Genomic DNA, 21778 nt, shown 5'->3' on the forward strand with positions numbered 1-21778 from the left:
CACCCGATTCACCTCGGCTCTCGGAATCGCCAACAGTGGCACCTGGCCGCAACGCCAGCTCGGGATGACTCCGGAGGGTTCGCCGCTGTGGAAAGGGGGAACCCGACCGGATCGAAACGGACGCCAGTGGGTCGCCTACGCCACGGTGAGACTCGCGTATGCGACTCAGTTCGGCGCACGGCCCTCAGCCGAACGCCTTAACGAAAGATGGGCCGCACCATTCGGCACGGCCCAACTTCTGGAGAGCTGGTACTACTTGGTGACCTTGGTCACCGTTCCGGCGCCGACGGTGCGGCCACCCTCACGGATGGCGAAGCCGAGGCCCTCCTCCATGGCGATGGGCTGGATGAGCTCAACGCTGATGTCGGTGGTGTCGCCGGGCATGACCATCTCGGTGCCTTCTGGCAACGTGATGACGCCGGTGACGTCGGTGGTGCGGAAGTAGAACTGCGGGCGGTAGTTCGTGTAGAACGGGTTGTGACGGCCACCCTCATCCTTGGAGAGGATGTAGGCGGTGCCCTCGAAGCCGGTGTGCGGTGTGACCGAACCGGGCTTGACGACAACCTGGCCACGCTCAACGTCGTCACGCTTGGTGCCGCGCAGGAGCAGACCACAGTTCTCGCCGGCCCAGGCCTCGTCGAGCTGCTTGTGGAACATCTCGATACCCGTGACCGTGGTCTTCTGCGTCGGGCGGATGCCGACGATCTCGACCTCGGAGTTGATGGCGAGCGTGCCACGCTCTGCACGACCGGTGACGACAGTGCCACGACCGGTGATCGTGAACACGTCTTCGATCGGCATGAGGAACGGCTTGTCACGGTCACGCACAGGGTCCGGAACCGAAGCGTCGACGGCAGCCATGAGCTCGAGAATGCTCTCGACCCACTTCTCGTCGCCCTCGAGGGCCTTGAGTGCGGAAACGCGGACGACAGGTGCGTCGTCTCCGTCGAAGCCCTGGCTCGAAAGGAGCTCACGGACCTCGAGCTCAACGAGCTCGAGGATCTCTTCGTCGTCAACCGCGTCGGTCTTGTTCAGAGCGACGAGCAGGTAGGGAACGCCGACCTGGCGCGCAAGCAGCACGTGCTCACGCGTCTGGGCCATGGGACCATCGGTCGCAGCAACCACGAGGATTGCGCCGTCCATCTGGGCGGCACCCGTGATCATGTTCTTGATGTAGTCAGCGTGGCCCGGAGCGTCGACGTGCGCATAGTGACGCTTGTCGGTCTCGTACTCAACATGCGAGATGTTGATCGTGATGCCGCGCTGGCGCTCTTCTGGGGCGGAGTCGATCGACGCGAAGTCGCGCTGAACGTTGGTCGCCGACGGGAACTTGTCTGCGAGCACCTTGGAAATGGCCGCGGTGAGCGTCGTCTTTCCGTGGTCAACGTGACCGATTGTTCCGATGTTTACGTGCGGCTTGGTCCGCTCGAACTTGGCCTTAGCCACTGGGTCCTCCTCAGGACTTCAATGTAGATCTCTGAAGACTCAGGTCTCTACGGGGGATTTCTTTATTTTACGGTATTGGGCAACCGGAACAGCTTAGCCGGTTGCTCGCTCTGGGAGCGAGCGGCAGTAAGTGTTACTCGCCCTTGTTCTTCTGGATGATCTCGTCGGCAACTGCCTTCGGGACCTCGGCGTAGCTGTCGAACGTCATCGAGTAGACGGCGCGACCGGAGGTCTTGCTCCGCAGGTCGCCGACGTAACCGAACATCTCCGACAGGGGAACATTCGCACGGATGACCTTTACACCGGTGGCGTCCTCCATGGACTGGATCTGGCCACGACGTGAGTTCAGGTCGCCGATGACGTCGCCCATGTACTCCTCGGGAGTCCGGACCTCGACGGCCATCAGGGGCTCGAGGAGAACGGGCTGCGCCTTGCGAGCCGCCTCCTTGAACGCCATCGTGCCGGCGATCTTGAACGCCATTTCAGACGAGTCGACGTCGTGCGCCGCGCCATCCAGGAGGATGCCCTTCACGCCGACCATCGGGTAACCGGCGAGCACACCGACGGCCATTGCCGCCTGGAAGCCCTGGTCGACCGAGGGGATGTACTCGCGGGGAACACGACCACCCGAGACCTTGTTCTCGAACTCGTAGATCTTCTCAGCGGTGACCTCAAGAGGCTCGATCGAGATCTGGATCTTCGCGAACTGGCCCGAACCACCGGTCTGCTTCTTGTGGGTGTAGTCGTGCTTGTCGACCGTGCGACGAATCGTCTCACGGTAGGCAACCTGCGGCTTGCCGACATTGGCTTCGACGTTGAACTCACGACGCATGCGGTCCACGAGGATGTCGAGGTGAAGCTCGCCCATTCCCTTGATGACCGTCTGGCCGGTGTCCTGGTTCTGCTCGGTGCGGAAGGTCGGGTCTTCTTCGGCCAGCTTCTGGATGGCCAGGCCCAACTTCTCCTGGTCGGCCTTGGTCTTCGGCTCGATGGCGACCTCGATGACGGGCTCAGGGAACGTCATCGACTCCAGCACAACGGGGTGCGCCGGGTCGGCAAGGGTGTCACCGGTTGTGGTGTCCTTCAGGCCGATGACCGCATAGATGTGACCGGCCGTGACCGAAGCCACCGGGTTCTCCTTGTTGGCGTGCATCTGGAAGATCTTGCCGATGCGCTCCTTCTTGCCCTTGGTCGCGTTGATGATCTGTGCACCGGAGTCGACGTGACCCGAGTAGACACGGATGTAGGTCAGGCGACCGAAGAAGGGGTGAACCGCGACCTTGAACGCCAGAGCGGCGAACGGGTCGGTCGAGTTGGCACCACGGGAGATGATGATCTCCTCGTCACGCACGTCGTGTCCCTCGACACTCGGAACGTCGAGCGGGCTCGGCAGGTAGTCCACAACGGCATCGAGCATCGGCTGGACACCGCGGTTCTTGAAGGCAGAGCCACAGAGAACCGGGTAGATCTCACTGTTGACCGTGAGCTTGCGGATCGCAGCCTTGATCTCGGCAACGGAGAAGTCGATGTCACCGGAGAGGTAGCGCTCGAGCAGCTCGTCACTGGTCTCAGCGACGACCTCGATGAGCTTCTCGCGGTATTCGTCGGCCAGTTCCTGCAGGTCTGCGGGAATGGGCTCGATGTCGTACTTCGCACCGAGCTCGACGTCACCCTTGGAGTCACCGCGCCAGGTCAGCGCGCGCATCTCGACCAGGTCGACGACACCCTCGAAGCTCGACTCAGCGCCGATGGGGAGCTGGATGACGAGCGGGCGAGCGCCGAGGCGCTTCACGATGGTGTCGACGGTGAAGTAGAAGTCGGCACCCAGCTTGTCCATCTTGTTGACGAAGCAGATGCGCGGGACGTCGTACTTGTCGGCCTGGCGCCAGACGGTCTCCGACTGGGGCTCGACGCCCTCCTTGCCGTCGAATACCGCGACGGCACCATCGAGCACACGAAGTGAGCGCTCGACCTCGACCGTGAAGTCGACGTGGCCGGGGGTGTCGATGATGTTGATCTGGTTCTCGTTCCAGAAACACGTGGTTGCAGCAGACGTGATCGTGATGCCGCGCTCTTGCTCCTGCGCCATCCAGTCCATCGTGGCTGCGCCATCGTGGACTTCACCGATCTTGTGAGTGATACCCGTGTAGAACAGGATGCGCTCGGTGGTGGTGGTCTTGCCGGCATCGATGTGGGCCATGATGCCGATGTTGCGGACCTTGTTCAGGTCGGTAAGCACGTCCTGTGCCACGGATTTCCTCCGATTGTGTTGCTAAAGATGGGGGCTGGTACTAATTCGGTCGAAGCGGGCTGACCCCGCTTCGACCGAATTTCGAAGAACTTGGTTTACCAGCGGTAGTGCGCGAAGGCCTTGTTCGACTCGGCCATCTTGTGAGTGTCTTCACGACGCTTCACAGCGGCACCGAGACCGTTCGACGCGTCGAGGATCTCATTGGTCAGACGCTCGGTCATGGTCTTCTCGCGACGACCCTTCGCGTATGTCGTGAGCCAGCGCAGTGCGAGAGTGTTCGCACGGTGCGGCTTGACTTCGACGGGCACCTGGTACGTCGAACCACCGACGCGGCGGCTCTTGACCTCGATGGTCGGGCGCACGTTGTCGAGGGCCTTCTTGAGGGTGACGACAGCGTCGGCACCGTTCTTGCTCGAGACGCCGGCGAGAGCGTCGTAGACGATCTTCTCGGCGAGGCCCTTCTTGCCGTCAAGAAGAATCTTGTTGACGAGCTGGCTGACGATGGGAGCGCCGTAGACCGGGTCTGCGACTACGGGACGCTTGGGAGCTGGTCCTTTGCGAGGCATTACTTCTTCTCCATCTTCGCGCCGTAGCGGCTGCGAGCCTGCTTGCGGTTCTTGACAGCCTGGGTGTCAAGCGCGCCTCGAACGATCTTGTAACGAACGCCGGGCAGGTCTTTCACACGACCGCCGCGCACGAGCACCATCGAGTGCTCCTGCAGGTTGTGGCCTTCACCGGGAATGTAGGCCGTGACCTCAGTACCGTTGGAGAGCTTGACGCGGGCGACCTTGCGGAGAGCCGAGTTCGGCTTCTTCGGCGTGGTGGTGTACACGCGAGTGCACACACCGCGCTGCTGCGGGTTGGACTTGAGAGCAGGCGCTTTGGTCTTGGAGACCTTGCGCGTTCGGCCCTTACGGACCAGCTGCTGAATGGTAGGCACTACATGACTCCTTGTGTTTACTGCACGGTGACAGCTGCTACTGAAAATGAGCATTCGAAGACGGCGCAAGCCGTTCCCATGGAAACGGCCGCGTGTTTCGAGTTCAATTGGACCTACCTGCAGACCGCACAGAGTGAATCTGATTGAGGTAGGTATGCCGTGGGGGCTGATCGTTCGAAAGAGCTGAACAGTCAAACCCTGCTTTGTATGAAGCATGCGTGGCCGAGCGGTAGCCTGCGGCGTGAAGACGCGGGCACCGAACGAGCGCACGACAAAGCGCACACCTCGAAAATCATACTCGCGTGGAGGGCTCCGGTCAAGCGAGCGCTGGACGCCTCACCCTTGCGCCGATACCCCGTGCGCCGGACGATCCGCCGGCAGTCGAACGTGCGCCTGCGTTGTCACACCAAGGGTGTCGCAACCGCCTGCTGCGGGTATTGTGCCGCGTTCTGCGCAGCAGTCTGATCGGCGAGTTTTCGCTCATACTCGTCGCGGTCGGTCGCGTTGCGCGCCTTCATCTTGCGCCCCCGCGAGCTGATCCACGCACCGACCCAGATCGTGACCTCGCGAGCAACGATCGCCGCGGCGAGCGTCAGCGGATCCATCACAAGTCCCCGAATGAACTGTGCCGCCTGGTCCGGAGTGAAGTTCCACGCCTGGACGGCGAGCAGTGCTCCGAGTATTGCTGCGCCGTAGACCACGACAGCAACGAGGAACCCGCCGAACACGTATGCCCACCAGCTGGCACGGTTGACGATGAGCACGACGAGAATGAGGGCGATGGCGAAGAAGATGACCGGCACGTAGAACGCCGGACTGGTCATGAACTGCACTAGAACCGACCCGACCTTGCTGCCGGCGACAGAGAAGGAGAGGATCGCGAGGCTCACGAGGGCGTACACGATCGCGAACACGACCGCACCAGCGAGGGCGATGAGTGCGCCGACACCGCGATTGCTTCGCCGCTTGGGGGGCGTCAGCACTGGCACCACAACGGGCACCGGCGGTACGTAGCCCGGCGGCAGGTAGGCCTCGACGGGCGCTCCGTTGGGGTACCGTGCGGCGAGTTCTGACGGAGGTGTCTGGTACGCAACGGGCGTCGCATACCCAGCTGGTGGCGCATAGGCAGCCGGCGGGGCGAACGCGGCGGCCGGGTACGCAATGGCGGCCCCACCTACAGCTCCGGCCGCAGCGGCAGCGACCGGCGCAGCGCCGGGAGCAGCATGCGGTGCCTCGGACGGGGCAACGGGCGCAGCCGCAACGCCGTCGGTAACCGGAGTGTGAGTTTCAGAATGAGCGGCGTGTTCGACGGCAGCCGTCGGGGCGACTGCCGAATCAACCGTCGGGCCTGGAGAGGCAGGTTCGACGACAGGCGGTGCGACAACAGCTGATTCGGTGACGGGAGCTTCTGTTACCCGCGATTCCGCAACAGGCTGCGGCTCTGAGAGCTCTCTCGGTGTGGTCCCTGAAGGCTCGGGCGAGGTGACCTGCTGCGGCCCAACCGCCTCAGCCACCGGATGCTCGGCCGAATCTCCCGCGGGTGCCACTGAGTCGCTCGTCTCCGGAGCCGGCACTGATGCGTCGGCTGTGCCGAGAGGAGCTGCGGCTTCTTCGCCAGCGCTGTGTTCGTCGGTGCTCATGATGCCACTCCTTCACGGGCCGGTCGGCCGCACTGCTACGGCAAACGTGCCGCAGCCACACTCTAACAACGAGCAGGCGGAACCTCGGGGAAATCCGCTTCAGAAACGCGGCCCGTGGCGTGTGCGACGATACCGGCGACGCACGGACGCCATAGGATTCGGGCAATGACCGCCAGACACTCCCGAACCCTCGAACAGAGCGGCCTGCTCGCCGAACTCGTCCCCGACACGTTCGGTGCGTCCGGAGTCACGCTGGAAATCGGGGGCGAAGCACAATCGCACGTGTACCCGGCCGCGCCGGAAGAGGTTCTGTACGACTACGTACGACGGATCGCAAATGCCGCCGACCTCGTCGCCGAAGCCCACGCTCCCATCCGGGTGCTCCATCTCGGCGCCGGCGCCCTGACCCTGGCACGGTACATCTCGGCCACCCGGCCCGGGTCGCAGCAGTTCATCATCGAACTGGAGCCCGGCCTTGTCGATTTTGTGCTCGAACATCTGCCGCTCGACGCGAACGACGACCTCACACTGCGTGTCGACGACGCACGCACAGGGCTCAGGTGGGCAGCGGCGTCTGCGCCGTTCGACCTGATCGTGTCGGATGTGTACGTGGGATCATCCACACCACCCCACCTGAAGACGACCGGCTTCTACGAGGAGCTCACAGGGTTGCTGGCCCCGCAGGGAGTCGTGGCCGTCAACGTGGCCGACGACAACGGGCTCGCCGCCGTGCGATCGCAGGCCGACGCCGTTCGCCGCGCGTTCAGCCTGGTTGCGGTGGTCGGCCCGACCGCCCTCACGGATCAGCTGAGGGAGGGCAACGCGGTGATCCTGGGGTCGGCGGGCCAGCACATGCTCGCCTGGCTGCCCCAGCTGAAGGCAGCGGGGCCGCACCCGAGCGGCCTGGTGCGACCGCACGAGCTGGCGACGTTCATCGGCGATGCAGTGGCAGCGACGGATGCCCGGGGCTGAGGCACCGGGCATCCGATACTCCCCGGCGCCGAGGCACCGGGCATCCGATACTCCCCGGCGCCGAACACGAACCAACGGCTGAGTCAGAGCGTCGCCGCGTAGTCGGGCACGTACCGCGTGAGCGAGAGGGGCGGTCGTTCATAGTCGGTGGCCGGCGGGCGCTTGGGGAACTCGACGTGCGGAGGTTCGAGGTGCTCGTAGGGGATCTGCGAGAGGAGGTGACTCATCATGTTGAGTCGTGAGGAGCGTTTGTCTTCGCTTTCGACCGTCCACCACGGCGCCTCGGCGATGTCGCAGTGCACGAACATCTCGTCTTTGGCCTTCGAGTAGTCGGCCCATTTCGTGATCGACAGCAGATCGGTCTGCGAGAGCTTCCACCGGCGCATCGGGTCGTTCAGCCTCGACCTGAAACGCGCCTCCTGTTCGCGGTCTGACACGGAGAACCAGTACTTCAGAAGGATGATGCCGTCTTCGACGAGCATCCGTTCGAAGATCGGAGCCTGGTGCAGGAACCGGCGATACTCGTCAGCAGTGCAATAGCCCATGACCTTCTCGACGCCCGCCCTGTTGTACCAGGATCTGTCGAAGAGCACGATCTCGCCTTTAGTGGGGAGGTGTTGAACGTAGCGCTGGAAGTACCACTGGCCGCGTTCGCGCTCGGAGGGAACGGGCAAAGCCGCTATTCGGGCGACCCGCGGGTTGAGGTACTCGGTGACTCGCTTGATGGCGGATCCCTTGCCCGCCGCGTCGCGACCCTCGAAGAGCACGAGCACCCGCGCGCCGGTTTCGATCACCCATTCCTGGGCGGCGACGAGCTCGGCCTGGAGCCGCTGCAGTTCGGCTTCGTAGATGGCCTTGTCGATGCGTTTGGCGCGGTTCGGGGCGGATTTACTCAACGGAGTCCCTTCGTCTGGTGATCAGGCTAACGGCTCCTGGTCTCCTTCTGCCTCACGGACTGCCTCTTCGACCGCCTCGGCGTACTGCTCCACCTCGGCAGCGAGCTCGAGAACCTCTTCGACGACGCGCTCTTCCCGGGCCCGGCGAGCGATGGGGCTCGCCACGAACAGGTAGAACGCATCGAGAATTCCGGCTGAATTCACGAGGAACAGCGTGGCGAACCACGGCTTGCTGTCATTGCGGGCGGCCCGCCACAGCGACGCCGCCTTCCAGGCGAGGCCCCAGACCATCACGGCAGCCAGGATCTTCTGCTGGAGTGGGCTGAGCTTGGTGTGCATACTGATCCCGAAACGGTTCATGGCTCTCCCTGAAATAGGCGGGCGCACGCACTCTGTTGCGCGCGACCCTCTCATCGTGGCTCTGGCCCGGGCGTGGCAGCAGGGCCGAAGGTCCCGATGGAGGTGTCGCGATCATCCGTGCTCGGTGCCCGCCGTGCCACGGGACGGGCACGTGACAAGCCTTCTCCTTACTAGCTTGTCTTGCCAGAAGCCGGGCCGGACTTCGACGCCCCGATCCACCAGACGTAGGGCGGCGGCGTGCCGTTGATCGCCCAGTCGCCGACGATCCGTGCCTTGAAGACGACCGGGTTGTGCGACGATGCCGTGCGGGCGTTGCGCCAGAAGCGATCGAGCCTCTTCGACTCGCTCACGCCCGATGCTCCCAACGCGTTCAGAACGGTGCTGGTTGCCTCCAGAGCGAGCTTCACGAGCACGACCTGGCCCTGGGCGGAGTCGAGTTCGGCCCGGATGTTCGCCTCGAGCTCCCTCGCGTCGTCGAACTCGTAGCGGGCCAGGTAGGCGGCCTGCGACGCTTCGGCCGAGCGCACGGCGATCGCGGTCGCCGCGAATCCCTGTGACGTCGCCTCACCCACCACCTGCTGGATCTGCGGATCGTCACTCCAGACCGGGGCGACACCATTGCTGTAGACGCGGGTGCGCCCCTTGGCCTGCGCGGCGACCTCGCGGGCTGCTGCCCGTGTGCTGCCGGCCAGAACTGCGAGCAGTACCAGTTGGTAGAACGCCGTCTGGTACTTGAAGCGCGATTCGAAGGGAAACACGTTCTCCGGCAGCACGAGCGCGTCGCGGAAGGTACTCGTTCCGCTACCCGTGGTTCGCTGGCCGAAGCCGTCCCAGTCATCCTGTTGGGCGACAGCATCCTGGTGCGTGCTCACGGCGGCGATCACCAGTTCGTCGGTGTCAGAGCGCTGGGAGAACACGTCGATCCAGTCGGCGAAGATGCTGCCGGTGCTGTAGTACTTCTCGCCGTTGACCACCCAGCCGTCGTGCCCCGGCGTGACCTTCGTGTCGACGGTGCCGACCTCGACAGCGCCGACCTCGGTCCACGCGTTTCCGACCAGGTCTCCGGAGACGAAGCGGGCAAACCACTCGCTCTGGTCTGCTGTCGCATGGGCGTTCAGGCGGTCTTCGACGAAGGCGAAGTGCCCACGCAGCGACTGCGGAATGTTCGAATCGGCTTCGGCGAGTTCGATCAGCAGCTCGATCAACTGGGGCAGCGAAGCCCCGGCGCCGCCGTACTTCTTCGGCACCCGCACCGCCCCGAACCCCGCCTCTTTGAGTGCACGGATCTCGCCGTACGGCAGAGCGCGCTCTTTCTCACGCTCGAGGGCGGTGGCCCGGATCGTCTCGAACAGTGGCCGGAACCGCCCTGCGAGGGCTTCGTAGTCCGTTCCGGTCGACAGTTCATCGACTGCGCTGCCCACGGCGGCATCGTCGAGCTGTGCTGTGTCGTTCGTCATAGCTTCATCCTCAGTGGTTCGGCGTGTGTACGGTCAGTTGAGCCGGATCAGGTGTACCAACTCGGTGCCGGCAGTGCGCCAAGAAGCACGTACTCGCCGACCTCGCGCTTCTTGTATGGCAGCGGGTCGTGCAGGCTGTGCGTGCGGAGGTTGCGCCAGTAGATGTCGAGGCCGACCTTGTTCGACGAAGCGCGGGCGCCGGTCAACTCGAACACCTTCGTTGCCGCTTCGAGACCGTCTTCGGCGATGCGAAGCTTTGCCGCCGCGATTCGAACGGCGACGTCTCCCCTGGCCTTCTCGGTGAGGGCCTCGCGCTCGGCGTGCAGTACCGCACTCAGCTCACGGTCGACCTGGTCGATCAGTGCCTCATCGGCCCACAGTTTCGACTGCAGTTCGCCGTAGCCCGAAAGAATGTAGAACTCCTCTGTCGCAGCCAGCTTGTTGTCACCGCCGTAGGGCCAGGCCCGCGTGGTGGTGCGGGTGTACTCGGCGGCAGCGGCCACCGCACCCTGCGCAATGCCGAGGTAGATGTTGCTGAAGATCTGCTGCACAAGAGGAACGTTCAGCGAGTTGTACGTGAGGGGCTGGTAGACCTTGTTCTCGAAACCAGCTGCTGAAGCCCAGTCGGCGCGAACACCGTCGATGACCACCGAACCCGACTCCGAAAGCCTCTGGCCCAGGTTGTCCCAGTCACCGGCGAACCGGATGCCCGGCTGATCGGTCGGCACAATGGCGAAGATGTGCGTCTCTGTACCGTCGAGCACTCCCTCGAGAACGGTGAGGTCGGAGATGCGGCCGCCGGTCGAGAACGACTTGCGCCCGTTGTAGACCAGCTCCTCGCCCTCTTCGGAGATCGTGAGGTCGCCATCACGGGGGTTCACCGCTCCCCCGAAGAACAAGGTGTTCGTCGTATAGAGCTCCTCCACTGCGGCGATCTGGGGCTCAGTGCCGACCAGGCGCACGGCCCAGGCCCAGAGGTAGTGATAGCCGAGCAGTTGACCGATCGACGCGTCAGCGCGCGAGACGGTGCGCACAACGGCGAGAGCGGTGACCCATTCCTGGCCGCCGCCTCCGAAGGCTGACGGGCCCAGCAGTGTCACGAGGCCGGAATCCTTGAGCAGCTGCACTTCGGCGTAGGGCGCCTCGTTGGCGCGGTCCCTGGCGAGGGCGTCTTCGGCCAGGATCTCTGCAACCTGCTCGGCGCGCGCGATCCACTCGGCGGCTGAGCTCGGTACGGGCAGGCTGGCCCAGAGCGATGGGGTGGCGGTCTCAACTACTGCTTGGTCTGACATCTGGCACATCTCCACAGAATTTCGGGTTCACCCGGATTCCTCATCGAGAACCAGGCGAAAGAGCGATTTACGCGATTCGTCGACAGTAGTGAACGAAGTGGGCGGATGGTGCGTCGATGACGTCGTGCGTCGCTGTGTTTCGTTCTGTGTCGCTGCGTGAGCAGAATGCTTGACTTTCGTGACGCTGGTCTCTTGGCACACCCCCGAAACGACGAAGGCCCCCCGCTTGCGCGAGGGGCCTTCGTTCGATCATCCGGTGCAGAGAACTGCACCAACCGTCACCTAGTTGTAGGTGCCGGGGGTGTAGTCGTCACTCGAGAAGCTGTCGAAGTCGACGAACGACAGGTCGGCTTCGCTGAACACGGCGTCATCGGTGAAGATGCGGTTCGGGTAGCGCTCGGCCTTGGCCTCTTCGGTCGCCTCGACGGTGACGTTGCGGTACTTCTGCAAGCCCGTTCCGGCCGGGATGAGCTTACCGATGATGACGTTCTCCTTGAGGCCGACCAGCGGGTCGCTCTTGCCCTCCATGGCGGCCTGCGTGAGAACACGCGTGGTCTCCTGGAAGGAAGCGGCCGACAACCACGACTCAGTTGCGAGTGAAGCCTTGGTGATACCCATGACCTCCTGGCGGGCCGAAGCGGTCTTGCGACCCTCGGTCAGCGCCTCGCGGTTGAGGATGTTGTAGCGCTGGCGGTCGACGAGCTCACCGGGGAGCAGGTCGGTGTCACCGTGGTCGACGACAGTCACCTTGCGGAGCATCTGGCGAACGATGACCTCGATGTGCTTGTCGTGGATGGGGACACCCTGTGAGCGGTAGACGCCCTGCACACCACCGACGAGGTGCTCCTGCACGGCGCGGACGCCACGCACTCGCAGGACCTCTTTCGGGTCGATCGCGCCGACGTGCAGCTGCGTGCCGAGCTCGACGTGCTCGCCATCCTCGATGAGGAGGCTCGCGCGCTTGAGCACGGGGTAGGCAATCGCCTCGTCGCCGTTGTCTGGCGTGAGGATCAGCTTGCGGCTGCGGTCGGTGTCTTCGATCGTGATGCGGCCAGAGGCCTCTGCGATGGGCGACGCACCCTTGGGGGTACGCGCTTCGAAGAGCTCCTGCACGCGGGGAAGACCCTGCGTGATGTCGTCAGCCGATGCGGAACCACCCGTGTGGAAGGTACGCATGGTCAGCTGGGTGCCGGGCTCACCGATCGACTGCGCGGCGATGATGCCGACGGCCTCTCCGATGTCGACCAGCAGACCGGTGGCGAGCGAGCGGCCGTAGCAGGCAGCACACACACCGACGGCCGACTCACAGGTCAGAACCGAGCGCACCTTGATGTTCTCGACGCCGGCCTCGACCAGCTTGTCGATCAACACGTCACCGATGTCTTCGCCAGCTTCAGCGACGACGGTGCCCTGGGCATCCACTGCGTCAGCAGCAAGGCTCCGTGCGAACACCGAGTTCTCGACGTTCGAGTCCTTGACCAGTACACCGTTGGCGTCGTGCGCCGCGATGATGAGGTCGAGTCCCTTGGTCGTGCCACAGTCGTCTTCACGAATGATGACGTCCTGCGAGACGTCGACCAGACGACGCGTGAGGTACCCCGAGTCGGCGGTACGCAGCGCGGTGTCGGCCAGGCCCTTGCGGGCACCGTGGGTCGCGATGAAGTACTCGGCGACCGAGAGACCTTCACGGTACGACGAGATGATCGGGCGAGGGATGATCTCACCCTTCGGGTTGTTCACCAGGCCTCGCATACCCGCGATGTTGCGGATCTGCAGCCAGTTACCGCGGGCACCGGAGGTGACCATGCGGTTGATGGTGTTGTCGGCCGGGAAGTTCGCCTGCATGGCCTCTGCGACGTCTTCGGTCGCGCGGGTCCAGATCTGGATGAGCTCCTGGCGACGTTCGGCGTCGGTGGTGAGGCCCTTCTCGTACTGCGACTGCACCTTGGCGGCCTGCTTCTCGTACGTCGCAACGATCTCGCGCTTGTTCGGCGGGGTCAGAACGTCAGAGAGAGCAACGGTGACGCCTGAGCGGGTGGCCCAGTAGAAACCGGCATCCTTGATGCGGTCGAGTGCCGCGGCAACTTCGACCTTCGGGTACCGCTCGGCGAGGTCGTTGACGATGGCCGAGATCTGGCCCTTGTCTGCGACGGCTTCGACGTACGGGTAGTCGGTCGGCAGCGTCTCGTTGAACAGCGCGCGGCCCAGGGTCGTCTCGACCAGGGTCACACCGGGTGCGTGGTTGCCCTCGGCGAGAACGGCGTTCTCAGGAACCTCTCCCTCGGCGAACGTGATGTTCTCCAGGCGGATGCGCACCTTCGCGTTGAGGTCGAGTGAACCCTGGTCTTTCGCAAGGATCGCCTCGGCAACGCTCGAGAACGCACGCCCCTCGCCGATGACGCCTTCGCGCACGGTGGTGAGGTGGTGGAGGCCGATGATCATGTCCTGTGTGGGCAGGGTCACGGGGCGACCGTCAGACGGCTTCAGGATGTTGTTCGACGCCAGCATCAGGATGCGGGCCTCGGCCTGGGCCTCGACCGACAGCGGAAGGTGCACGGCCATCTGGTCACCGTCGAAGTCCGCGTTGAATGCGGTGCAGACGAGCGGGTGCAGCTGGATTGCCTTGCCCTCGACGAGCTGGGGCTCGAAAGCCTGGATGCCCAGTCGGTGAAGCGTGGGTGCACGGTTCAGCATGACGGGGCGCTCACGGATGATCTCCTCGAGCACATCCCACACCTGGGGGCGGCTCCGCTCGACCATACGCTTCGCGGCCTTGATGTTCTGGGCGTGGCTCAGGTCGATCAGTCGCTTGATGACGAATGGCTTGAACAGCTCGAGCGCCATCTGCTTGGGCAGACCGCACTGGTGCAGTTTGAGCTGTGGGCCACCGATGATGACCGAACGGCCGGAGTAGTCCACGCGCTTACCGAGCAGGTTCTGGCGGAACCGACCCTGCTTGCCCTTGAGCATGTCGCTCAGGGACTTGAGTGCGCGGTTACCGGTACCGGTGACGGGGCGACCACGGCGACCGTTGTCGAACAGTGCGTCGACGGCCTCCTGCAGCATGCGCTTCTCGTTGTTCACGATGATCTCGGGGGCACCGAGGTCAAGGAGACGGCGGAGGCGGTTGTTGCGGTTGATCACGCGGCGGTACAGGTCGTTGAGGTCGGAGGTCGCGAAACGTCCACCATCGAGCTGGACCATCGGGCGAAGTTCCGGCGGGATCACGGGGACCACGTCGAGAACCATCGCGGCCGGCGAGTTGCCGGTGATCAGGAAGGAGTTGACCACGCGCAGTCGTTTGATGGCGCGGATCTTCTTCTGGCCCTTGCCCTCGGAGATCTGCAGGTGCAGCGTGTCCGACTCGGTGGCGAGGTCGAAGGCCTCGAGGCGCTTCTTGATCGCCTCGGCCCCCATGTAGGCCTCGAAGTACTGGCCGTACCTGTCCTGCAGCTCGTGGAAGACGCTGTCTTCGGGCTTCAGTTCGCCGACCTTGAGGCTCCGGAAGTCCTCCCACACGCGCTCGAGCTGGGCGATCTGCTCGTCGAAGGACTTGCGGGCCTGGCCCATCTCCTTCTCAGCAGCATCTTTCGTACGACGCTTCTGGTCGCTCTTGGCGCCTTCTGCCTCAAGGGCAGCAAGGTCGGTCTCGAGCTTCGCAAGACGGTCGGCGATGCGGGAGTCACGCTGGTCGGTGAGCGTCTTGATCTCGAGACGCAGTTCGTTCTCAAGGCCAGGAAGATCTTCGTGACGAGCATCCACATCGACAGAGATGATCATGTAGGCAGCGAAGTAGATGACCTTCTCGAGGTCTTTCGGAGCCATGTCGAGCAGGTAGCCGAGGCGCGAGGGAACACCCTTGAAGTACCAGATGTGAGTGACGGGCGCGGCGAGTTCGATGTGGCCCATGCGCTCACGGCGCACCGACGACTTCGTGACCTCTACACCACAGCGCTCACAGACGATGCCTTTGAAGCGCACGCGCTTGTACTTGCCGCACGAGCACTCCCAGTCACGGGAAGGTCCGAAGATCTGCTCTCCGAAGAGGCCATCCTTCTCGGGCTTCAGCGTGCGGTAGTTGATCGTTTCGGGCTTCTTGACCTCACCGTGTGACCACTTGCGAATGTCGTCTGCCGTAGCGAGACCGATTCGCAGTTCGTCAAAAGTTGTAACGTCGAGCAATTTATATTCTCCTGAAATTAGGAAGTTACATTTTGAAGTTTGGTGATGATGTGATTCGCGAGACTCGATTCACTGTCTCGCGAATCACATCATTGGCTGGCTCAAATGTCGTCGATGGACGAGTTCTCGAAGCGCGTGGAGATGTTGATGCCGAGCTCTTCTGCAGCGCGGAAGACCTCATCATCGGTGTCGCGCAGGCTGACTGCGGTGCCGTCTGCCGAAAGGACTTCGACGTTGAGGCAGAGCGACTGCATCTCCTTGATGAGCACCTTGAAGCTCTCGGGAATACCGGGCTCCTGGATGTTCTCACCCTTGACGATGGCTTCATACACCTTCACGCGGCCGAGGATGTCGTCTGACTTGATCGTCAGAAGCTCCTGCAGTGCGTAGGCGGCGCCGTAGGCCTCAAGCGCCCACACTTCCATCTCACCGAAGCGCTGGCCACCGAACTGGGCCTTACCACCCAGCGGCTGCTGCGTGATCATGGAGTACGGACCGGTCGAGCGAGCGTGGATCTTGTCGTCGACGAGGTGGTGCAGCTTCAGGATGTACATGTAGCCGACAGAGATCGGGTTCGGGAACGGCTCACCTGAGCGGCCATCGAAGAGAGTCGCCTTGCCGGTGCCGTCGATCAGGCGGTCGCCATCACGGGTCGGCAGGGTCGAGTCGAGCAGACCTGCGATCTCCTCTTCGAGGGCTCCGTCGAACACGGGGGTCGCGACCTTCGTGTTGGCCGGGGCCTCGTGCGCTGCCTCGGGAAGACGGCCGGCCCACTTGTTGCCCTTGCCTTCGACCTTCCAGCCCTGCTTGGCAATCCAGCCCAAGTGGATCTCGAGAACCTGGCCGAAGTTCATGCGGCCCGGGATACCGAGTGGGTTGAGCACCACGTCGACAGGAGTGCCGTCTGCGAGGAACGGCATGTCTTCGACGGGGAGGATCTTCGCGATGACACCCTTGTTGCCGTGACGGCCGGCGAGCTTGTCACCCTCGGTGATCTTGCGCTTCTGGGCGATGTAGACCACGACGCGCTGGTTGACGCCTGAACCCAGTTCATCGTCGTTGTCAGCGGAGAACTCCTTGACAGCGATGATGGTGCCGCGCTCACCGTGGGGAACCTTCAACGACGTGTCGCGGACTTCGCGGCTCTTCTCGTTGAAGATCGCACGGAGCAGGCGCTCCTCGGCAGAGAGCTCGGTCTCGCCCTTGGGGGTGACCTTTCCGACGAGGATGTCACCGGGGCGGACCTCGGCACCGATGCGGATGATGCCTCGCTCGTCGAGGTCGGCAAGCAACTCGGGGCTGACGTTGGGGAGGTCACGGGTGATCTCCTCCTTGCCGAGCTTCGTGTCACGGGCATCCACTTCGTACTCTTCGATGTGGATGCTCGACAGAGTGTCGTCCTTCACCAGGTTCTGGCTCAGGATCATCGCGTCTTCGAAGTTGTAGCCCTCCCATGGCATGAATGCCACGAGCAGGTTCTTGCCGAGTGCGAGTTCGCCGTTCTCGGTGGCGGGGCCATCGGCGATGACCTCTCCGGCCTCGATGCGGTCGCCCTCGTTGACGATGACACGCTGGTTGTAGCTCGTGCCCTGGTTCGAGCGGTCGAACTTGCGCAGGTAGTACGTCTCGGTGCCACCCTCGTCGAGCGCGACGGTGACGACCTCGGCCGACACCTCCTGCACGACACCGGAGTGTGACGCCGTGACGACGTCGCCGGCGTCGATGGCTGCGAAGCCCTCCATACCGGTACCCACGTAGGGGCTGTCGCTCATGAGGAGCGGAACAGCCTGGCGCTGCATGTTCGCACCCATGAGCGCGCGGTTTGCATCGTCGTGCTCGAGGAACGGAATGAGGCTTGTCGCGACGGAGACCATCTGGCGCGGCGAGACATCCATGTAGCCGATGACCTCGATCGGGAAGAGGTCGACCTCTCCACCCTTCTGGCGGGCGAGAACGCGAGGCTCGGCAAACCGGGCCTCTTTCGTCAGAGGGGCGTTGGCCTGGGCGACGACGTACTCGTCTTCTTCGCTGGCCGTGAGGTAATCGATGTTCTCGGTGACCACGCCGTCGACGACGCGACGGTACGGGGTCTCGATGAAGCCGAAGGAGTTGATACGGGCGAACGACGCCAGCGAGCCGATCAGGCCGATGTTCGGGCCTTCAGGGGTTTCGATGGGGCACATGCGGCCGTAGTGGCTGGGGTGCACGTCTCGAACCTCGACGCCGGCGCGCTCACGTGACAGACCACCCGGGCCCAGCGCGGAAAGGCGACGCTTGTGCGTCAGGCCCGCGAGGGGGTTGTTCTGGTCCATGAACTGGCTCAGCTGCGAGGTACCGAAGAACTCCTTGATCGCTGCGACGACGGGGCGCACGTTGATCAGGGTCTGCGGGGTGATCGCTTCGATGTCCTGGGTCGTCATGCGCTCGCGAACAACGCGCTCCATACGGGAGAGCCCCGTGCGGACCTGGTTCTGGATGAGCTCACCCACGGCACGGATACGACGGTTGCCGAAGTGGTCGATGTCGTCGATGTCGAGACGGATGTCGACCTTCTTGCCTGCGCGCACGCCGGGGAGAGTGACCTGGTTCTCGTGGAGGGCCACGAGGTACTTGATCGTCGCGATGATGTCTTCGTTCGTCAGAACGGAGTTCGACAGCTCGCTCTCGAGGCCCAGCTTGCGGTTGATCTTGTAGCGACCGACCTTCGCGAGGTCGTAGCGCTTGGAGTTGAAGTAGAAGTTGTCGAGCAGCGCACGCGCAGCTTCGGCAGCAACCTGCTCGCCCGGGCGGAGCTTGCGGTAGATGTCTTTGAGCGCCTCTTCTTTGGTGAGGATGGAATCCTTCTCCAGAGTCGCTTCGATGCTGGAGTAGCCCTTGAACTGCTCGAGGATCTCTTCGCTCGTGAGGCCCAGGGCCTTCAGGAAGACGGTGACGCTCTGCTTGCGCTTGCGGTCGATGCGAACGCCGACCTGGTCGCGCTTGTCGATCTCGAACTCGAGCCAGGCACCGCGGCTCGGAATGATGCGAGCAGAGTAGATGTCTTTGTCAGAAGTCTTCTCGAGCTGGCGGTCGAAGTAGACGCCGGGGCTGCGGACGAGCTGCGACACGACGACACGCTCGGTGCCGTTGATGATGAACGTGCCCTTCTCGGTCATCAGGGGGAAGTCTCCCATGAAGACGGTCTGGGTCTTGATCTCACCGGTGAGGTGGTTCATGAACTCGGCCTCGACGTACAGCGGAGCGGCGTAGGTCTTGCCACGCTCTTTACACTCGTCGATGGTGTACTTCTCGGGCTCGAGGAACGGGCTCGTGAAGCTGAGCTGCATGGTCTCGCCGAGGTCTTCGATCGGAGAGATCTCCTCGAAGATCTCGTCAAGACCGGAGTGCTCTGGCAGGTCTTTGCGACCCTGCTTCTTGGCTTCGGCAACACGCGTCTTCCACGCGTCGTTGCCGACAAGCCAGTCGAAGCTCTCGGTCTGCAGTGCAAGCAGATCGGGAACCGTCAGGTTGTCAGAAATTTTGGCGAACGAGAGTCGCGATGCTCCGCGACCGTTCTTGGGTGTGGTGGTGGTTGCGTTGCTCGCAGCAGCCAAGGAAATAACCTCCGTGGACCCCGTCGGGTCTCAGTACTGGGTTTATGTTTGGTCGAGAACGCGCCAGACTCGTCGTCGGAACTTGTTCGATTAGTTCCAGAGGATGCTGCGGGTCGCCATTCATCGGACTCACGCGAGCGGTCGCATCACTTGGGTGATACTTGGTTCGCGGGACCATCGGAGGGTTTCTGCAGCGCGAGCCGACCACAATATGAAGGCATAGGAGTACTGGGAGCGCAAAGAACAACTATATGCCTGTGATGGCCAGTTGTAAAGTCGATATCTTGACCAATTTTGCGTTGTCAGGTATAACCCAGAGGTCGGCGGGCCCATTCCCGCTGTGGCCCGTTGATTCCGCGGCCCCAGCGGTGGTCTCTCCTTCGGATCTTGCTGAGGATGATGGGCTCGACTGTTGGCCAGTCGTGCATCACCTGCGCGTAGGTGAGCCGAAGACAACGCACATCGTCGCTAAAGAGTCGGAGGTCGCGCACACGATCCGTCGCGAAACCGTCGTCTGTGTCGTGTGTCTCGCGCCCGTCGACCTCGATCACGAGGCGGTCGCCGACGAGGAGGTCGACGTGACCGACCCCTGGGTGGTGCTTCTGCGTCGTCACCCTGATCCCGCGCGACCTGAGCCTCAGCCGAACGAGCGTCTCGAGCCCGGACTGGCTGAGCGGGTCTGCCTTCTCGATGGTGCGACGATAGCGTTCGGGAAGCGTCTCGGCGGCGGCCTGCAGCGTGCGCTGGGTTATGCGTTCGGGAATCAGGTATCTGCGCGACTTGTTGAGCGCGGAATCGATGACCGTCAGCGCCATCTCCTCCGTCATACACGAGATGCAGTCCAGCAACAGTGTTGTGAGCGGCTCGACCGCTTCGTGGCTGCGTCGCCGTGTTTTGCGCCAGTGCACGCAGTGTTGCCGCGACCGCACCGCGCCCTGCACTGCGGCCCCGTTCGCACCGCGGGCAACCGAAATATGAAGCCCCTGAAATGGTGGCACCCACAACCCCCGCAGCTTTGCTGCGGACGGCCCCGTCAGAGATCCTCCCGCACGAACGGCAGCGACAACGGGCTTGTGCGCGGATGGCAAGGCGAACCATCCGCGACTCACCCGATGGATTGCGCCGTTAATTACCGCCCCTCGCACGTCGGCCTGCGAGGCACCGGCTCGAAGAAGTGCTTGATAATGCACTACCCCCGGCCACTGCGGAATGTATTGGGAAACGAGTGACATTGATCCATCGTGTCGAAAGCCTTGGTCCTGAATCGGATCTGGTCGGAATCCGTGGATAACTCCGGGCCGAAGGACGCCTGGGCGGGCCCAGTCGCAGGCGGGATCATCCACCCGTTCGTCCAGACACAGTCTCACGTGCACGCTGCACGTCGCGGCACGCCCGGACGATCGAGTGGACGACATCGGCCGACAGTGTCGGACACGTGGGTCAGAGTTGCGAACCGCGCCGGGCATCGGCGGGGAAAACGGCGGCATCCACTCGTTCGTCCAGACACGATCTCACGTGCACGCTGCACGTTGCGGCACGCCTGGACGATCGAGTGGACGCATCCTGCCGGTGGGGGGCAGCAGCGGGTGGGGCGGGCCAGGTGAGCGAGAACAGCGGTGCAGCCGGAGCAGGCGGCCGCGAGCATCAGCGGCCCGACAGCAACTCGATGGCAGCGAGCGGCCGTGAGCTGCGCGCGGCCGTGAGCAGCGCGCAGCGACGGCGGTGCGGCGGTAGAGTCGGCGGGTGAGCGAGCAGAGCAGGGGACGCCGGCGGGGTGGGGCGGATGATCACCCCTCGGTCACGCTTTCGAACGGCTTTCGCGCCGTCGTCGAGGCCGATCGCCACCAGCCGGGTGCCTTCACCCTCGTGGTCGACGGGACCCCCCAGTCGCACGTCGCGCTGGACGACCCGCGCTACCTGTCGTTCGAGTACGTGCGGCGAATCGGGCACGGAATCGACCTCGTCGCGCCGGAGGGAGCGCCGATCACGGCAGTTCACCTCGGCGGAGGCGCCTTCACGCTGCCCCGGTACATCGCCGCAACGCGGCCCTCGTCGCGCCAGCAGGTGGTCGAACTCGAGAGCGACCTGGTGGATTTCGTGCGTGAACAGCTCCCCCTGCCTCGCGAAGCGCAGATCCGCATTCGCCACGGAGACGCGCGTGACGTTCTGGCGAAGCTGCCGCCCGGGCTGAAGGGAACCGTCGACGTGGTCGTCGTCGACGTGTTCTCGGGTGCGCGCACACCCGCACATGTGACCAGCATGGAGTTCTACGCTCTGGTCTCCGGCCTGCTCTCGGCACAGGGCATCGTGGCAGCGAACGTCGCAGATGGAGCCGGACTCGCGTTCGCGCGGAGCCAGGCGGCCACGCTGTCTGCAGTGTTCACCCACGTGGCCCTGGTCGTCGACCCCCAAGTGCTGAAGTCCCGGCGGTTCGGCAACGTGGTCATGTTCGCCTCGGCAAGCCCCCTGCCATTCGACCGGCTCCCGCGGCTGGTTGCCAGCGATCCGACCCCTGCGAAGGTGATCGATGGCGCCGAATTGCGGGCCTTCATCGCCAGCGCACCCGTGGTGACCGACCAGACCGCCATCGCCTCGCCTCCCCCGGCGCGAAGTATATTTCAGGTCAAGCCGGGCGCGTCAGAATAGCCGCCCCACCCCCGTTCTGGGTAACCTTGGAGTGTCGCAGTGAAGACACCGGCTGCGACAGCTGCACACGAGCCGACGGGGATTGCTGAACCCCGGTCGGCCA

14 protein-coding genes are annotated in these 21778 nt (G+C 63.6%); 2 read left to right on the forward strand and 12 right to left on the reverse strand.

The window, feature by feature from the left end:
- Positions 1-252: 252 nt before the first annotated feature.
- The 5 genes from tuf to KPL76_RS01065 form a co-directional block, all read right to left on the reverse strand.
- The gene (tuf, locus tag KPL76_RS01045) at positions 253-1446 is read right to left on the reverse strand and encodes an elongation factor Tu (RefSeq protein ID WP_216334507.1); all 1194 of its coding nucleotides are present in this window, start codon (positions 1444-1446) and stop codon (positions 253-255) included.
- A 133-nt stretch (positions 1447-1579) separates the two neighbouring features.
- Positions 1580-3697 carry an elongation factor G gene (gene fusA / locus KPL76_RS01050; RefSeq protein ID WP_205107223.1) on the reverse strand — a complete coding sequence of 706 codons (2118 nt, stop codon included), beginning with the start codon at positions 3695-3697 and terminating at the stop codon, positions 1580-1582.
- A gap of 95 nt (positions 3698-3792) precedes the next feature.
- Positions 3793-4263 carry a 30S ribosomal protein S7 gene (rpsG, locus tag KPL76_RS01055; RefSeq protein WP_205107221.1) on the reverse strand — a complete coding sequence of 157 codons (471 nt, stop codon included), beginning with the start codon at positions 4261-4263 and terminating at the stop codon, positions 3793-3795.
- Positions 4263-4637 carry a 30S ribosomal protein S12 gene (rpsL, locus tag KPL76_RS01060; RefSeq protein WP_205107218.1) on the reverse strand — a complete coding sequence of 125 codons (375 nt, stop codon included), beginning with the start codon at positions 4635-4637 and terminating at the stop codon, positions 4263-4265. The genes rpsG and rpsL overlap by 1 nt, the downstream gene beginning before the upstream one ends.
- A gap of 401 nt (positions 4638-5038) precedes the next feature.
- Positions 5039-6277 (reverse strand): hypothetical protein, encoded by a 1239-nt coding sequence (locus KPL76_RS01065; protein WP_216334508.1) that lies wholly within the window; start codon positions 6275-6277, stop codon positions 5039-5041.
- Positions 6278-6442: 165 nt separating this feature from the next.
- Here KPL76_RS01065 and KPL76_RS01070 point away from each other — a divergent pair, with 165 nt between their 5' ends.
- A complete protein-coding gene (locus KPL76_RS01070) occupies positions 6443-7249 on the forward strand; it encodes a spermidine synthase (protein WP_216334509.1) in 807 nt (268 codons plus the stop codon).
- 83 nt (positions 7250-7332) lie between these two features.
- Here KPL76_RS01070 and ppk2 read toward each other — a convergent pair whose 3' ends face one another.
- The 7 genes from ppk2 to KPL76_RS01105 form a co-directional block, all read right to left on the reverse strand.
- On the reverse strand, positions 7333-8145 hold the full coding sequence (gene ppk2, locus KPL76_RS01075; RefSeq protein ID WP_253202096.1) for a polyphosphate kinase 2: 813 nt from the start codon (positions 8143-8145) through the stop codon (positions 7333-7335).
- A 21-nt stretch (positions 8146-8166) separates the two neighbouring features.
- On the reverse strand, positions 8167-8505 hold the full coding sequence (locus KPL76_RS01080; RefSeq protein ID WP_216334510.1) for a DUF5652 family protein: 339 nt from the start codon (positions 8503-8505) through the stop codon (positions 8167-8169).
- Between the two features lie 170 nt (positions 8506-8675).
- Positions 8676-9962, reverse strand: coding sequence for an acyl-CoA dehydrogenase family protein (locus tag KPL76_RS01085; protein WP_216334511.1), 1287 nt, complete (start codon positions 9960-9962; stop codon positions 8676-8678).
- Between the two features lie 47 nt (positions 9963-10009).
- The gene (locus KPL76_RS01090) at positions 10010-11254 is read right to left on the reverse strand and encodes an acyl-CoA dehydrogenase family protein (protein ID WP_216334512.1); all 1245 of its coding nucleotides are present in this window, start codon (positions 11252-11254) and stop codon (positions 10010-10012) included.
- Between the two features lie 282 nt (positions 11255-11536).
- Entirely contained in the window at positions 11537-15436 is a 3900-nt protein-coding gene (locus KPL76_RS01095) for a DNA-directed RNA polymerase subunit beta' (RefSeq protein WP_205107206.1), read from the reverse strand.
- Between the two features lie 101 nt (positions 15437-15537).
- Positions 15538-19029: a DNA-directed RNA polymerase subunit beta gene (gene rpoB, locus KPL76_RS01100; protein ID WP_216334513.1), complete on the reverse strand. Its 3492-nt coding sequence runs from the start codon at positions 19027-19029 to the stop codon at positions 15538-15540.
- Positions 19030-19331: 302 nt separating this feature from the next.
- Positions 19332-19856, reverse strand: a complete 525-nt coding sequence (locus KPL76_RS01105) for an endonuclease domain-containing protein (protein ID WP_216334514.1) — start codon at positions 19854-19856, stop codon at positions 19332-19334.
- Positions 19857-20772: 916 nt separating this feature from the next.
- Here KPL76_RS01105 and KPL76_RS01110 point away from each other — a divergent pair.
- Positions 20773-21675 (forward strand): spermidine synthase, encoded by a 903-nt coding sequence (locus KPL76_RS01110; RefSeq protein WP_216334515.1) that lies wholly within the window; start codon positions 20773-20775, stop codon positions 21673-21675.
- Positions 21676-21778: the final 103 nt, after the last annotated feature.

The sequence above is a fragment of the Subtercola sp. PAMC28395 genome, from assembly GCF_018889995.1.
Taxonomy (GTDB): domain Bacteria; phylum Actinomycetota; class Actinomycetes; order Actinomycetales; family Microbacteriaceae; genus Subtercola.